The sequence below is a fragment of the Synechococcus sp. H55.9 genome (assembly GCF_047462355.1).
In the GTDB taxonomy this organism is placed as follows: Bacteria; Cyanobacteriota; Cyanobacteriia; order Thermostichales; family Thermostichaceae; genus Thermostichus.
Window position 1 is genome coordinate 37,122 of sequence record NZ_JANSJB010000008.1, and the last position, 14,657, is coordinate 51,778.

The 14,657-nt window shown below is 60.6% G+C and carries 9 protein-coding genes; 6 read left to right on the top strand and 3 right to left on the bottom strand.

The genetic code is table 11. From position 1 onward, the window contains the following. Positions 1 to 249 precede the first annotated feature (249 nt). Together NW857_RS02240 and NW857_RS02245 are read right to left on the bottom strand one after the other, a co-directional pair. Positions 250 to 3,000: a cation-translocating P-type ATPase gene (locus NW857_RS02240; RefSeq protein ID WP_414367847.1), complete on the bottom strand. Its 2,751-nt coding sequence runs from the start codon at positions 2,998 to 3,000 to the stop codon at positions 250 to 252. A gap of 242 nt (positions 3,001 to 3,242) precedes the next feature. After that, entirely contained in the window at positions 3,243 to 3,593 is a 351-nt protein-coding gene (locus NW857_RS02245; protein WP_414336649.1) for a hypothetical protein, read from the bottom strand. Positions 3,594 to 3,820: 227 nt separating this feature from the next. Between NW857_RS02245 and gltX the strand changes: the two genes are divergently transcribed. The 3 genes from gltX (at position 3,821) to NW857_RS02260 (ending at position 9,553) form a co-directional block, all read left to right on the top strand. Next, entirely contained in the window at positions 3,821 to 5,260 is a 1,440-nt protein-coding gene (gene gltX / locus NW857_RS02250) for a glutamate--tRNA ligase (RefSeq protein ID WP_414333424.1), read from the top strand. Positions 5,261 to 5,302: 42 nt separating this feature from the next. After that, positions 5,303 to 8,302, top strand: coding sequence for a GAF domain-containing protein (locus NW857_RS02255; protein ID WP_414367841.1), 3,000 nt, complete (start codon positions 5,303 to 5,305; stop codon positions 8,300 to 8,302). A 162-nt stretch (positions 8,303 to 8,464) separates the two neighbouring features. Continuing rightward, on the top strand, positions 8,465 to 9,553 hold the full coding sequence (locus NW857_RS02260) for an isocitrate/isopropylmalate dehydrogenase family protein (protein WP_414333428.1): 1,089 nt from the start codon (positions 8,465 to 8,467) through the stop codon (positions 9,551 to 9,553). Between the two features lie 25 nt (positions 9,554 to 9,578). Here NW857_RS02260 and NW857_RS02265 read toward each other — a convergent pair whose 3' ends face one another. After that, positions 9,579 to 10,505 (bottom strand): D-isomer specific 2-hydroxyacid dehydrogenase family protein, encoded by a 927-nt coding sequence (locus NW857_RS02265; RefSeq protein WP_414333430.1) that lies wholly within the window; start codon positions 10,503 to 10,505, stop codon positions 9,579 to 9,581. A gap of 659 nt (positions 10,506 to 11,164) precedes the next feature. Here NW857_RS02265 and NW857_RS02270 point away from each other — a divergent pair. From NW857_RS02270 to dcd, 3 genes are all read left to right on the top strand, one after another. Further along, the gene (locus NW857_RS02270; protein WP_414367843.1) at positions 11,165 to 12,301 is read left to right on the top strand and encodes a phosphodiester glycosidase family protein; all 1,137 of its coding nucleotides are present in this window, start codon (positions 11,165 to 11,167) and stop codon (positions 12,299 to 12,301) included. 976 nt (positions 12,302 to 13,277) lie between these two features. Further along, complete coding sequence (locus NW857_RS02275; protein ID WP_414333855.1) at positions 13,278 to 13,910, top strand: cob(I)yrinic acid a,c-diamide adenosyltransferase; 633 nt, start codon at positions 13,278 to 13,280, stop codon at positions 13,908 to 13,910. A 24-nt stretch (positions 13,911 to 13,934) separates the two neighbouring features. Next, positions 13,935 to 14,516, top strand: a complete 582-nt coding sequence (gene dcd / locus NW857_RS02280) for a dCTP deaminase (RefSeq protein WP_414333857.1) — start codon at positions 13,935 to 13,937, stop codon at positions 14,514 to 14,516. The last annotated feature ends 141 nt before the right edge of the window (positions 14,517 to 14,657 follow it).

Here is a 14,657-nt window from a genome sequence, read left to right on the forward strand (position 1 = left end):
AAGAGAGGGATCCGCCGCCGGAGCCAGCCAAGCCCTAGAAGCGCTCCGAGAACCAAAACAATCCCCCCAAGCATAAAGCTGGCCCAGCCCGGCAGCATTATCTCTATCCCCAGCTCTTTTCTGGTGGCGGCTGCTTCCAGCTTATCTTCTGGTTTCCGCAGAATCGCTCAGTTAAGTTGCGGAAAAAAGCTGCCCTACCCTGCCCTGGGAAAAAGCTTTTGGCAAAGGAGGAAACCATGGAAGCTAGCCTTAACGGGGGCGCCAGCGGCAGTAGAGTTTTTCCAGATCTACCCAGACCATCACTACTGTGCTAAAGCCGACGCAAATGAGCAGCTCAGTGAGGGTCAGTTCTTCTGTCCCGAAAAAGTCGCGCAGGAAGGGCACATAGAGCAGGGCCAACTGCAGCAGCAAAGTGGTCAGCACCGCCCCCAGCAGGTAGGGGTTGGAAAAGGGGTTGAGCTCGATGGTCAGCTTGTCGTTGGAGCGAACCGCCAGCGCATGGCCCATCTGGGCAATACACAGGGTGGTGAAGACCATCGTGCGCCAGTGAACGATGTAGGCTTCCACAATCCCCATCATGAGGATCGTCGCCAAGCCAAAGACGACGCCAATGCGCACCATGTAGGCGCCGAGCCCTTGGGCAAAGATGCTTTCTTTGGGGTTGAAGGGGGGACGCTGCATCACCCCCGGCTCCGCCGGCTCCATTGCCAAAGCCAGAGCAGGCAAGCCGTCGGTTACCAAGTTCATCCACAGGATCTGTAGGGGCGTCAGCGGCACGTCCTCTAGGCCCAGAAGGGGTGCAGCAGCCACGGTCAACACCTCGCCGATGTTGCTGCCCAGGATGTATTTCACGAAGCGGCGGATGTTGCTGTAGACCACCCGCCCTTCTTCAATGGCCGCCACGATGGTGGCGAAGTTGTCGTCCAGCAGCACCATGTCGCTGGCCTCTTTGCTGACATCGGTGCCGGTGATGCCCATGGCAATGCCGATATCCGCTTGGCGCAGGGCAGGGGCGTCGTTGACGCCATCGCCGGTCATGGCCACAAACTGGTTTTGCTTTTGCAGGGCCTGCACGATGCGCAGCTTGTGTTCGGGAGCCACGCGGGCGTAGACGTTGACCCTCTGCACCGTCTCCATCAGCTCCTCAAAGCTCAGCCGGGTGAGGGTGCGCCCATCAATGGCCTGGTTCTCGGAGTCGAGGATGCCCAGCTCGCGGGCAATAGCGATGGCGGTGAGTTGGTGATCGCCGGTAATCATCAGGGTGCGGATCCCGGCCTGCTGGCAGCGGGCTACCGCTTCCCGCGCTTCGGGCCGAGGGGGATCGTACATGCCCACTAGGCCCAGCCACACCAGGTTGCGCTCGATCTCCTCCAGGTTCTCCGGGATCCGCTGCAACTGCTGAGTGGCCACCCCCAAAACCCGGATGCCCTGGCCGGCGAGGCGGTTGTTGGCGCCCAAAATGGCCTGGCGATCGGCTTCTGAGAGCATCTGCCAAGTTCCGCTTTTCTGGATATAGGTGCACTGCTCCAGCACCAGCTCGGCGGATCCCTTGACGTAGACGCGGTAGCTGCCCTCCTCTTGCACCACCACGCTCATGCGCTTGCGTTCCGAGCTAAAAGGGATCTCCTGCACCCGCGGGTGCTGCTCTTGCAAAGAGGCTTTCTGCAGGTTGGCCTTGGCGGCAGCCACCAGCAGGGCGGCCTCGGTGGGATCCCCCAGGATCGACCAGGTGGGGGCAGCGCCGCGCTGGGCTGAGAGATTGGCTTGCAACAGGGCATCGTTGCAGAAGACCACCGCCCTGAGAAAGGCCTGCAAATCGGGGGCACTCTGGGGATCAATGGGCTGGCCGCCGCAGTAGAAGGATCCCTTGGGAATGTAACCGCTGCCGCTGACCTGGTAGTGGCGCTCGGGGGTGAGGATGTCGGTAACCACCATCTTGTTTTCGGTGAGGGTGCCGGTCTTGTCGGAGCAGATGGTGGTGACGGATCCCAGGGTCTCTACGGCCGGCAGGCGGCGGATCAAGGCGTTGCGGCGCACCATGCGCTGGGTGCCGATGGCCAAGGTAACCGTGATTACAGCCGGCAGCCCCTCCGGCACCACCGCCACGGCCATGCTGAGGGAAGTTTCCAGCAGCGCGGTGAAAGGCGCCATGCTCCCGGCCTGGAGCAGCCCCACGATCACCACCAGCGCCACCAAGGCCAGGGATCCCGACACCAGCACATTGCCCAACTGGCTCATGCGCCGCTGCAGGGGAGTGGGCTCGTTTTCTACCGTCTGCAGCAGCCTGGCCACCTTGCCCAGCTCCGTGTTCATGCCGGTGGCAGTAACCAAGAGGATCCCTCGCCCCTGCAGCACCTCGGTGCCCATGAAGGCCATGTTGCGCCGCTCGCCCAGCTCTGTGTCTTCGGGGAGGACACAATCAGCCTGCTTGGTGACCGGTACCGCCTCTCCGGTCAGGGCCGCCTCTCGCACCTGTAGGTTCACCGCTTCCGCCAAGCGCCCATCGGCTGGGATCTGCACCCCCGCTTCCAGCAGCACCCGATCCCCTGGCACCAACTGGTTGGCAGGGATCTCCTGCCACAGCCCGTCCCGCTGCACCCGCACGCTGGGGGAGGCCAATTTTTTTAGGGCCGCCAGCGCTTTTTCCGCCCGGCTTTCTTGCAAGTAGCCCAGCAGACCATTGAGGCCGACGATCAACAGAATGGCCAGAGCATCTTTGGGGAACTCGCCTTCCTGCAAGTCCAGAGTCGCTGAGATCGCCGCCACGGCGATCAGCATCAGCAGCATAACGTTGCGGAATTGGTCGAGAAAGAGCTGCCAGGCGCTGCGGCCAGAGGTGGAGATCAGCTCGTTGGGGCCGAATTCCCGCTGCCTCTGGATCACTTGCTGAGCGGTGAGGCCACGATCGGGATCGGTGTGCAACTTCTGGATGGCGGCGGCAAGGGGGAGGCTATGCCAGGCAGCAACCGAAGAAAGAGGGGATCCATCCGGTGGGATCATCGCGACCACTCGAGGGTTCTTGCCGAATTTTGACATATTCCCCGTCCCGGCGGAGCCGCTGTTGCCGGGCAACACTGCGCAAACAGCCCCTAGACAGCCGTTTGGGTTTTTCGGTGCTCTCGCCGCTATGCAAGCCAAAAGCCGCCCCACCGGCTTGCCTCCGCGTAGGGGCAGAACGGGGCTCCAGACCCAACTTTTCGGCCACAAGAGCGAACTGCTGCTGGAGCGAACCCTGGATATCTCTAGCGCAAGATTTCAGAATCCAAAACAGGCTCTGTCTGGGTGACGCGATAGTAGCCGGCCTGGGTACGAACCGAGGCCTGGTAGGGGCTGGGCAGATCCAGCGAGCGCAGGGGTGGGATGTTGGCGCGCTGGTTGAGCAAAGTGGTGAAGAAGGCGGTGGTTCGCCGGGCCTGGGAGCGCACCACCTCTTCAGGGAAAATCACTGGATCCACATCTTTGCCCCTATCTAGCAGGATCTCATCCAGGGCATCCCCCACTGGGTAGGAAGGATAGGCGATTTGGGCAAAAGCGGATCCAACCGGGAGCCCAGCAGCTAGACAACCCAGAACAATGGCTAAGGCCAGACGCATGTGCCGTGATTCCTCCTACGCTACAGCTTGTTCCTCAACACCGGAAAAAAAGCGAGATTTGGGCGTTGCCCACCAACTTTTACCCCCGGGGAGCCTACCTGTTGACCGGCAGCTAAGGCGGATTCTACTCGACATGCCTCAATTGGCAACCACTTGCAGCCCCCAACATGACAAGGGATCCCGCCGCCGACTAGGATCAAGATGCTCTGCTTGGGATCCATAAGCCTGTGAGTGTTCGCGTTCGCCTTGCCCCCAGTCCAACTGGAAATTTGCACATCGGCACCGCCCGGACGGCAGTGTTTAACTGGCTGTATGCCCGCCGCCACGGCGGCCAGTTCATCCTGCGCATTGAAGACACCGACCGCGAGCGCTCTTCCCCCCGCTACACCCGCAACATTTTGGCGGGGCTGGCCTGGCTGGGGCTGGACTGGGACGAAGGGCCCATCTACCAATCCAACCGCATCGCCCGCTACCAAGCGGTGGTGCAGCAGCTTTTGGAACGGGGGCTGGCCTACCGCTGCTACGTCAGCGAGGCGGAGCTGGAAGCAATGCGCGCCGCCCAAAAGGCCGCCGGCAAAGCCCCTCGCTACGACAACCGCCACCGCTTTCTCACCGAGGAACAGCGCCGCGACTACGAAGCCGAGGGCCGGCAGCCGGTGATCCGCTTCAAGATCGAGGAGCCCCTGGAGGTGTCCTGGGTGGATCTCATCCGCGGCCCCATCACCTGGAACACCCAGGACTTGGGGGGGGATATGGTGATCGCGCGGGCGGATGGCTATCCTCTCTACAACTTGGCGGTGGTGGTGGACGACATCGACATGGGCATTACCCACGTCATCCGCGGCGAAGACCACATCGGCAACACACCCAAACAGATCTTGCTCTACCGCGCTCTGGGGCATGAACCGCCGCAATTTGCCCATTCCCCCCTCATCCTCAACCCAGAAGGGAAGAAGCTCTCCAAGCGGGATGGGGCGACCTCGGTAACCGAGTTTCAGCAAATGGGCTTTTTGCCGGAGGCCCTCAAAAACTACTTGGCTTTGCTCAGTTGGTCGCCCCCAGATGGGGAAGAGCTTTTCTTGTTGGAAAAGGCAGCTACACAGTTTGACTTCGACCGGGTCAACCGGGCCGCTGCTCGCTTCGATTGGGACAAGCTCAACTGGATCAACAGCCAGTACATCAAGCAGCTCTCGCCGGCAGAATTGGTGGAGCGGCTGACGCCCTTTTGGCAGGCGGCGGGGTTTGACCTGGGATCCGTGCCGGATCCCGGTTGGCTGGAGGATGTGGCTCGCCTCGTTGCCGAGGGCATCGACCGCCTGACCGAGGCCCCTCCCCTCAGCCGCTTTTTGTTTCAAGAGCCCCTTAGCTATACCTTGCCAGCTTTGGAACAGTTGCGCCTGCCGGGGGTGGCGGAAGCCATGGCGGCCACGGCGGCCACGTTGGCCGCTGCCGAGTTGCCCCAGCCCGTTGCCGCAGACAGCCTGAAGCCGCTGGTGGAGCAAGTAACCAAAAGTCAGGGCATGAAAAAGGGCTTGCTGATGAAAAGCTTGCGGGCCGCCCTGACAGGGGATCTGCAGGGGCCGGATTTGATGGCCTCTTTTGCGCTGCTGCAGCGGCGGGGCTGGGCTTTGGGGCGGCTGGAGGCGGTGCAGAAGTTGGTTGCCTGACTGAAGTTTTGAGTTTGCTCAAGTTTTTGATTGCTTGCTGCTATGCCTTTGCAGGCTTGTGTCGATCCAGATTCCTCGTTGTTGATCCAGCTCCAAGCTGCCAACCAAATCGTCCAGGAACTGGTGCTTCTCTCTTCCCAGGGATCCTCAGAAGCGGCAGAGCCGGAGGTGCTGGAGCAGGGCTTGCGCAGGTTGGCCCAGACCCTGGTGCAGCAGATGGTGAGCCGCTTGGGCGTGGCCTCCGCCCGCCTTTGGTTTTTCGACCCGCAGGAGGGCTGCTTTCAGTCGGTGGCCCATGCCGGCCTGGTCAGCCCTGCCCACGATCAAATTGAGCGGATCTACCCCGATGACAGCCCTATGGGGCGTGTGGCCCAGCAAGGGTTGCCCCTCTTGAGCAACAACCCGGATCAAGAAGCCTGGATGCCTGCCCCGGAGTGGGTGAGGGCTAATGGCCTGCGGGGCTTTGTCGCCCACCCCATTAACCGCGGGGAGGAGCGGCTGGGCGCTTTGGCCCTGCTGAGCCGGATCCCTCTGCAGGCCAGCTTTGTGGAGGTGGTAAAGTTCCTCTGCTCCTATACGGCCAGCGCCATCATCAATGCCAAACTGCTGGAGCGCAGCCGTCGGCAGGCGGTGCGGGAGGCGTTGCTCAACCGCATCACCAGCACTGTTCACCGCTTTTTGCAGTGGGATCAAATCGTCAGCACTGCCCTGAGGGAGCTACAACAGGCCTTTCTCCCGAAAGGCGTGCAGGGGCTGAGCCGCTGCTGTTTTTACAGTCTCAACCCGGACCAGCAGACGGTTCAGGTCACCCACGAAGCCCTGAGCCCTGGACTAGCCCCTTGCCTACGAGAGGTGTACCGGATCCAAGACTTTGGCTCGCTTTGCGAGCGCTTGCGGGCGGGGCAGGTGGTGCAAATCGCCCTGCCTCTGCCGCCGGATGGAGATCTCCTGCCGCCGGCGGGGCTGGCTGCCTTCCAGGCGCTACAAGCTCGCTCGGCGGTGCTGATCCCGGTGCAGTCGGTGGGAGCGGAGATCGGCGGGAGGGATCCCTATAGAGGACGGCCCGGTGTGCAGGGGGGGATGATCGGGTTACTGGGGGTATACATCACTACACCCCATCCTTGGCAGCCGGAGGAGATCGACCTGTTGCGCTCGGTGGCCTATCAACTGGCGATTGCCCTGACCCGTTCCAGCTTGTTCGAGCATGCCCATCAGCAGACGGAACGGCTGGCGCTGTTGCACTCGATCACAGCGGCGATTCGCTCCAGCCTGGATCCCACCACCCTCTTCCACGCGATCACCCAGCAGATCGGGGCGGCTTTTCAGGCGGATGTGTGTATCTTGGCCCTTTGGCAGCCGGAGCAGGAGCTGCTGTGCCCCGTGGGCCTCTATGCGCCGCAGCTTAATCCGTCCGTTCTCGTGAGCGGCACGGAGTCCTCGTTGGATGCCCTGCTGATGGGATCCCCAGAACTCTCGGAGACAATTCTTCAGGCCAGGTTGCGCTGGGCAGCCGGTCTGTTGGCCACCTTGAAGGAGCCGGTGGTGGTGCCGGATGACTTGCAGCCGCAGCGGCAGGGAAGTGGGCTGTTGTGGGTACCTTTGTATGACCATCCGCAGCGGCAGCAGGAGCTGTTGGGGGGGATTGCCCTGCTGCGCGGCTCCCGGATCCCTTCTCCTTGGCAGCCGGAGGATCTGGAGTTGGCGGAAGCCGTGGCCGAGCAGGCAGGGATCGCCCTCAAGCAGGCGCAACTGTACGAGCAGACCCGCATCTCGGCTCAGCGGGAAAGCCTGTTGCGCCAGCTCGCCCAGCGCCTCAGCGGCACCTATGATCCCCAGCAGGTGGTGCAGATTGCCCTCGAGGGTATGGCAGAGGCTTTGCAGGTGGATCGCTGCGATTTTATCGCGCCCCCTGCAACTCCGCAGCCTTCATCTGCTTCTCCCCCAGAGCCCCTGGCCATTCACCAGGAGTATCGTCGTCAGCCGGGGATCCCTTCCCAGGTGGGACAGACTCTGCCCCCTGAGCTGGGCCAGCTCATCTGGGCCAATTGCTACCGCCAGCTAGACACATTGCTGATTGCCGATGTCCACACCTTCCCGCTGCCTGCCCACACACGCCAAAGTCTGCTCCAGAACGGCATCCGCTCCCTGCTGGCTGTGCCGATAGTCACCGATGCTCGCCAGGTGGCCGGGGTGCTCTGTGCGTTCATGCCGTCGGTTGAGCCCGGCAAAACCGCCGATGCCGTCGGACTTGCTCCCGGAGACGCGGACTTGGTGAACGCGCTGGCGGACATTACGGCAGTGGCCTTGCAGCGGGCCTCCTTCTACGAGCAAGTTCGCCGTCAGGAGGCGACAGCAGCAGCTTTGCGGGGTCTAACCGAGGGGCGAGAGGCGGAAAGTCGTCGCTTGGCCGCCGATCTCCACGACCAAACCTTGGCGGATCTGGGAGCTTTATCTCGCCAGATTCAGGAGCTCTCTGGGGATCCAGCCGTTGGCCCCGCTGTCCAGACCCAGTTGCAGGCCATGAGCGCCCAACTGAGGGAAACCATGGCCGAGTTGCGGGGGATCGTGGAAGATTTACAGCCGACGGCCATGCGGGCCTTTAACCTGGGCCCGGCCCTGCGCAGCCTCCTGGAACGGGCCGCCCAGCGATCCCCGCATCCCCTCCTCACCCGTTTCGACAACCAAGCCGATGGCCTGCTCTCCCGCCTCAGCCCCGCCTGCCAGAGCAACATTTTCCGCATCGTGCAGGAGGCCCTCAACAACATCGTCAAACATGCAGGGGCACGGCGCATCGATCTCATCATTCAGCCCCGGCAGGATACTCAGGCTCTCTGCACCCACTTGGAGCTGAAGATCATCGACGATGGCTGCGGTATGCCGGAGTCCAAGGGTGGGGCGGATCCCATGCCTGGCCATGGACATGGGCTGCTCAACATGCACTACCGAGCCGAGTTGATCGGGGCCGCCATTGCCTGGCGTAACCGCCGCTTCGGCAGTGGCACGGTCGTGGAGCTGCGGATTCCCTTGCCCCCGACTCCCTAATTTCGTCTCCGGCCCCGCCCATTGACAAGGTAGCGGATGCAGCATTTTCGCTCTCAACCTGTTCTATAGTCATTGAAGCCTAGGGGATCCCCGGTTATCTGACCTATCTATGGGGGGATCCGCCGGCAAGACGGAGTTTTCACGCTGCGAGGAGAAGCATCGGTGGCCTATCGTGTGACTTTGATTCCTGGGGATGGCATCGGCCCGGAAGTGACCAAGGCGATGACCACGGTTTTGGAGGCTACCGGGGTTGGGTTGGAATGGATCCCGGTAGAGGCAGGGGTGGAGGTGATCGAGAAATACGGCACCCCCTTACCGCCCCACGTATTGGAGTCGATCCGAGAGACCAAGCTGGCCATCAAAGGGCCCATCGGCACTCCCGTAGGCACCGGCTTTCGCTCGGTGAATGTGGCCATCCGCAAAGAGCTGGATCTCTACGCCAACCTGCGCCCGGCCAAGTCCATCCCGGGGATCAAAAGCCCCTTTCAAGACATTGACCTGGTGGTGGTGCGGGAAAACACCGAAGATCTCTACGCCGGGATCGAGTTTGAGCAGGGCACACCGGCAGCCATCCAAGCGCGGGAAGCCATGATGCGCCTTTCCGGCAAACCCATCCGCGAGGGATCCGCCATCGGCATCAAGCCCATCTCAGACTTCGGCAGCCGCCGCATTGTCAAGTTTGCCTTCGAATACGCCCGCCAAAACGGCCGCAAAAAGGTAACTGCCGTCCACAAAGCCAACATCATGAAGTTCACCGACGGCCTGTTTTTACAGGTGGCGCGGGAGGTGGCCCAGGAGTACCCCGACATCGAGTTTGAAGATCGCATCGTGGACAACATGTGCATGCAACTGATGCAGAAGCCGCAGCTCTACGATGTGCTGGTGCTCACCAACCTCTACGGGGACATCATCTCGGATCTGTGCGCCGGCATGATCGGCGGGCTGGGGGTGGCGCCAGGGGCCAACATCGGGGATGGCATTGCGGTTTTTGAGGCCATCCACGGCTCGGCGCCCAAGTATGCCGGCCAAAACAAGGTCAACCCCTCTGCCCTTATCCTCTCCGGGGCCATGATGTTGCGCTATCTGGGCGAGCGGGAAGCCGCCGCGAGGGTAGAAGCGGCAGTGCAGTCGGTCATTGCCGAAGGCAAATACGTCACCTATGACCTGGCGCAAGGGGAGCCCGTCGGCACGCAAGAGATGGCCGAGGCCATTGCCGCTCGCGTGCAAGAGATGGCCCCCCGCGAGTCCTAGCTCCCCTCTCCCAAGGGGTGAGGGCTCAATAGCCCAAAACCGGATCCACCACTCCCAGCAAGGGATCCCCCAGCCGAAAGCGGCGCACATTTTCCCGCACCCGCTCGGAGAGGGCAGGAACAATCATGGCGTCGGTAATGGCTGTGTGGGGGGTAATGAGGCAATTGGGCAAGCTCCAGAGGGGATGCCCAGCCGGCAAGGGCTCAGGATCCGTGACATCCAAGGCGGCCCCGCGAATCACCCCCTGTTGCAGAGCGGCCACCAAGTCGGGGGTCACGATGTGTTTGCCTCTTGCCACATTCACCAGCCAACACTGGGATCCCATCTGCTCCAGCTCCCGCCGGGCGATGATCCCCTCTGTTTCCGGGGTGAGGGCCAAGGCCAGGATCACCACATCCGCCCCTGCTAGCACCGCCTGCCGCTCTGCCAGCGTCACCACCCGGCTGGCTCCTGGCAAGGGATCCGCCCTGCGCCGCACCACGTCAATGGAACAGCGGAAGGGCTGTAACAACTGGATCAGCGCCTGGGCAATGCCCCCCGCCCCAAAGATGACCACGCGGCTGCCCCAGAGGCTGGTGCCGGATCCCGCCTGCCAAGTCTGAGCCAAAGCACGGCTTTTCAGATCCCGCAGGCCGGCCAAGGTGAGGGCCAGGGCATGTTCGGCCACCGCCTGAGCGTACACCCCCTTACCGCAGGTCCACACATAGGCGGGATCCAAAACCCCTGCCTGGGCAAAAGGTTCCACCCCTGCCCAGGGCAACTGCACCCAGCGGATCCCCTTTCCTTCGGCAAGACACTGCTTGAGCTTGGGCACGTCAAAGGCATCTGCCCACACCAGCGCCTCCGCTTCGGCCAACGGCACCAGCTCACCACCCCCTGCCAAAACGGCCTCTTGCAGCCAAGGACGCAGATCCCCAGGTTCGACGGCAATACGCCTGCCTTGGATGCCCATCGGAGCGCTTGAAGAAGACTTTCCCTTTGCCAGGATATCGCCGGCAGAAGGGGAAAAGCCTCAGGGGTCGGCCATCGACGGCAACTGTTAAGGGATCCCAAAGGGAGGATGGGAAGGGCTGCCGGAATCGCTAGGTTGGGGACTGGTGCCCTCGGTTGTTGTTCTTTGTGCTGTCATGAGCCTTTCTGAGTTTTTAACCTTGGTGCTGCTGCTCTTTCCGGGCATTTTGCTCTCTTTAATTTTGATGGCCACCTTTGCCGCCGGCGGATAGGGGCTACCACAAGTGTCGTCGGCTGGAGGAGTAGTCATTGATCAAATAGCAAAATCAAATAGCAAAAAAACGTTTCTCTACGTTGTTATTGCTACGCAACGCTGTCGCGAACGCACCACCCTAACTCCCCTCTCCCTGAGGGAGAGGGGTTGGGGGTGAGGGCCTCAGAAAGAGGGGTTGGGGGTGAGGGACGCTCAGGGAGAGGGGCCGGGGGTGGTCGCGTGAGCGGCGCGAAGCGCTTGGGTGCCTCTGGGAGAGGGGCCGGGGGTGGTCGCCTATAGCAGCCTGGAGCGCTCAGGTGAGTGGCAAAGTGTCTTAATCTTGTTTGAAGCGACTTAGCTCCAAGAGGCTAGAGCAGCAACGAGAGGGGCTGGTGAAGAGGGTTGCTTTGCCTAAAACCTTGGCCGCTGTGGGAGCGACTCTCCTCCTGCTCAACAGCCCGGTTGCCCCTGCCCAGACGCTCCTCGACCGGCAGCCTGTGCGGGTGGTGCAAGGGATCCCTTTGTACCAAGAGGAAGTCTGGATTGGGGACGATCGGATCCCGGTTGCCATCGTGGTCATTTCCCTTACAGCGGGCCAACTGCGCCCCATCTGGGCCAATCCTGCCAGTTTGGTGGGTCTGGGGGAGCTGTCTTCCTTTGGCCCTGAACAGGGAGCCGTGGCGGCCATCAACGGCGGTTTTTTCAATCGCAACACCCGCCAGCCGCTGGGAGCCATTCGTCGGGATGGCCGCTGGATCTCCAGCCCCATCTTAGGCCGTGGGGTCATCGCTTGGTCGGATGGGACGACAGGGCAATCCGTGCGCTTTGCCCGTTTGCAGATGCAGGCAGAGCTGCGCAACGACCTTGGGGATCGGATCCCGGTGGTGGGCATCAACAGTGGCTACATCCTGCCCGGAGTTGCCCAGTACACCCCTGATTGGGGATCCACCTACACCACCCAAACGGATGGTGAAATGCTCCTGATGGTGCGGCAGGATCAGGTGCAAGACATTCTGCCGGCAGGCCTGGCCGGTAGTTTGACGGTGCCGATCCCGCCCAACGGCTACGTATTGGCAGCGCGGGGTCTGGAAGGTGCCCTGGAAGCCGGCAAACTGATCGCGGGGGATCGCCTCAAGTTGAGCTGGACTGTGGATCCGCCAGAGCTGGCTGCCTACCCCCACATGCTAGGGGCAGGGCCGCTCTTGCTCTTGGACGGCCAAGTGGTTCTGGATGCCCAATTAGAGGGATTTCAACCCCTTTTCCGCCGCCAACGGGCTGCCCGCAGTGCCGTCGGTCAACTGGACAACGGACATTTGCTGTGGGTGACCGCCGGCAATGCCCAGGAAAACCAAGGGCTCACCCTGCTGGAGATGGCGCAGTTGATGCAGCAATTGGGCTGTCGCCATGCCCTGAACTTGGATGGGGGCAATGCTTCCACCTTGGTGCTGGGGGGAGAAACCGTCAATTTGCAACACCGACACCCAGAACAACGCACACCCCGAGTTCACAACGGCCTAGGGTTTTTCCCCAGTTCAAGTCGTTGACATACTTTCTGACATAGAGGGTAAGGGTTCTTGTTACCGAAAACAGCGGTGCCCATCTCCACGGTCGTTCGGGCTATTCACGCCAGAGAAAAGACTTGGCTCCAGTTGCACAACGGGATCCCGCCAATCTCAGAACCCAAGGCTCTAGAGCTTGTATAGGTTAGCCTTACGTGGGATCCAAACTAAATGGCCAATGCTTATTTCTCGTGATAGGAATAGAGATTAAACTGAGAACAAAAAATTAGCCTTGAGATCGACCAGAAAAATAATTGAAGAGATAACTTGGCGAAAAATAGTTCCAGGATATAGAGGTTACATAATTCTTTGCGTCCCTTCTCAAAAAATATCGTTGATAAGTTGTTTTTGATGAAGGCAATTAATGGATTTGCATTTCGTCGCTTTCGAAGTCAGAAATTAAGTTTAAGTTTTTGGACTTGCAGTCACACTTTTTCCAAAGTGAAGTCGAGACAACATGGGGGGCTCTCCGGCTCCTAGCCGAATAGATCCCCCGCTGGGCAAGGCTTTTGAGATGAGCAGAGCTTCGCCGCCATCTGGTGGCCAGGCCGCCGATATCGGTATTCCTGTTTGCAAGAGCTCATCTCATTCGGAAAACATTGATTCCTTGCTTGCATTTTTATAAGATACTTTTGTGCTTAAGTAAAATACCTCTACACTCAGATTTTTGTTTGGACTTGAACGTTAATTAAGATTTTGTTCAAAAGCTTTTCTTTTGGGCTCCTGCCTCTTGTGCCAAAAAGCTAAGATGGGCAAGGATTGTGTTTTCTGTCACTCTATTTGAGAGGATTTGTATGCCGGCCAGAAGCAAAACCAACTCGTTGACGGATACGCACAGGTGGTGTTTCATGGAATCCATAGCCAACGCTCTCCACCACTTGTAGGCCCTGTGAATCTGGAGCCCGCTTCCTTAATTCCCTTACGAGATCAAGCCGTGGTTTGCACTGCCTCTCCGAATCCTATGCCCTCCCCCAAGGATGCTGTTCCTGCGGCCCGGGTCAAGCAGCCTGCCGCTCACGACCGTTTCCTGCAGAGGGATGGAGCCTTCTCCACCCAGTTGATCCCCCAGGGATCCCTGCAGCTCTACACCCACCCCAGCCGGGGCATGTTTACACCCGTCATGGCTCAGGCGCTGCGGCTGGCCGGCCAGGGGACGCGGGTGTTGATCGTGCAATTTCTCAAGGGCGGGATCAACCAGGGGCCGGAAAATCGCCTCTCCCTGGGGCGATCCTTAGAGTGGGTTCGTTGTCGTCTGCACCGCTGCATCGATACGCCTCATCTGGAGCCCGAGGAGCGGGTGGCTCTGGATGAGCTGTGGCAATTTACTCAGGAGGCCGTCAGGAGTGGCCGCTACGACTTGGTGGTGTTGGATGAGCTGAGCTTGGCCGTGAAGTTGGGCCTGATCCCGGAGGCGCAGGTGCTGGATTTGATCGATCAGCGTCCGGCCTGGATGGACATGGTGATCACCGGGCCGGAGATGCCGGACTCCCTTCTGGAGCGGGCCGACTTGATCACGCAATTGCGCCTACGTGCAGGGATCCGTGCCGCTGATGCGAACGTTGCTTGTCCTCCCGATCCTCCTCAAGTCCCCTAGCTTTCCAGGGAGCCTGCTGCAGCCATGCTGAAAAACGACCGCTGGATCTGCGAGCAAGCGCGGCAAGGGATGATCGAGCCGTTCTGTCCTGAGCTGGTGAGGGCCGTTGAGTCTCGACCTGTTTTGAGTTATGGCCTGTCCTCTTATGGCTACGACATCCGCCTGTCGCCGGTGGAGTTCAAGATCTTTCGCCATGTGCCCGGTACGGTGGTGGATCCCAAGCGGTTTAACCCCAAGAACCTGGAAGCGGTGGAGCTGCACCACGACGAGATGGGGGATTACTTTATCATCCCGGCCCATTCCTACGGGTTGGGCGTGTCTTTGGAGCGGCTGCAAGTCCCGGATAACATCACCGTGATCTGCATTGGCAAATCTTCCTATGCTAGGGTGGGCCTAATTGCCAACCTGACGCCGGCTGAAGCAGGGTGGCGGGGCTATCTCACCCTGGAGTTTTCCAATGCCTCCAGCGCCGACTGCCGTGTGTACGCCAACGAAGGGGTGGTACAGCTTCTGTTTCTGGAGGGGGATCCCTGCCAGGTGACCTACGCCGACCGCGCCGGCAAGTATCAGGATCAGCCCCAGCAGGTGGTGGTGGCCAAGGTTTAGCTTAATCGGCGGGAAGCCCCGCACTGTATTGGTGAATTGTGTTGACTCAAGAGCCAATCAGTGTCGGGATGAAAGCCGTTCGTCCTACAATTGAGGAGAACAAGTTAAATCTCTGGAGAGGTTCCCGCCGTGGGTCGCACG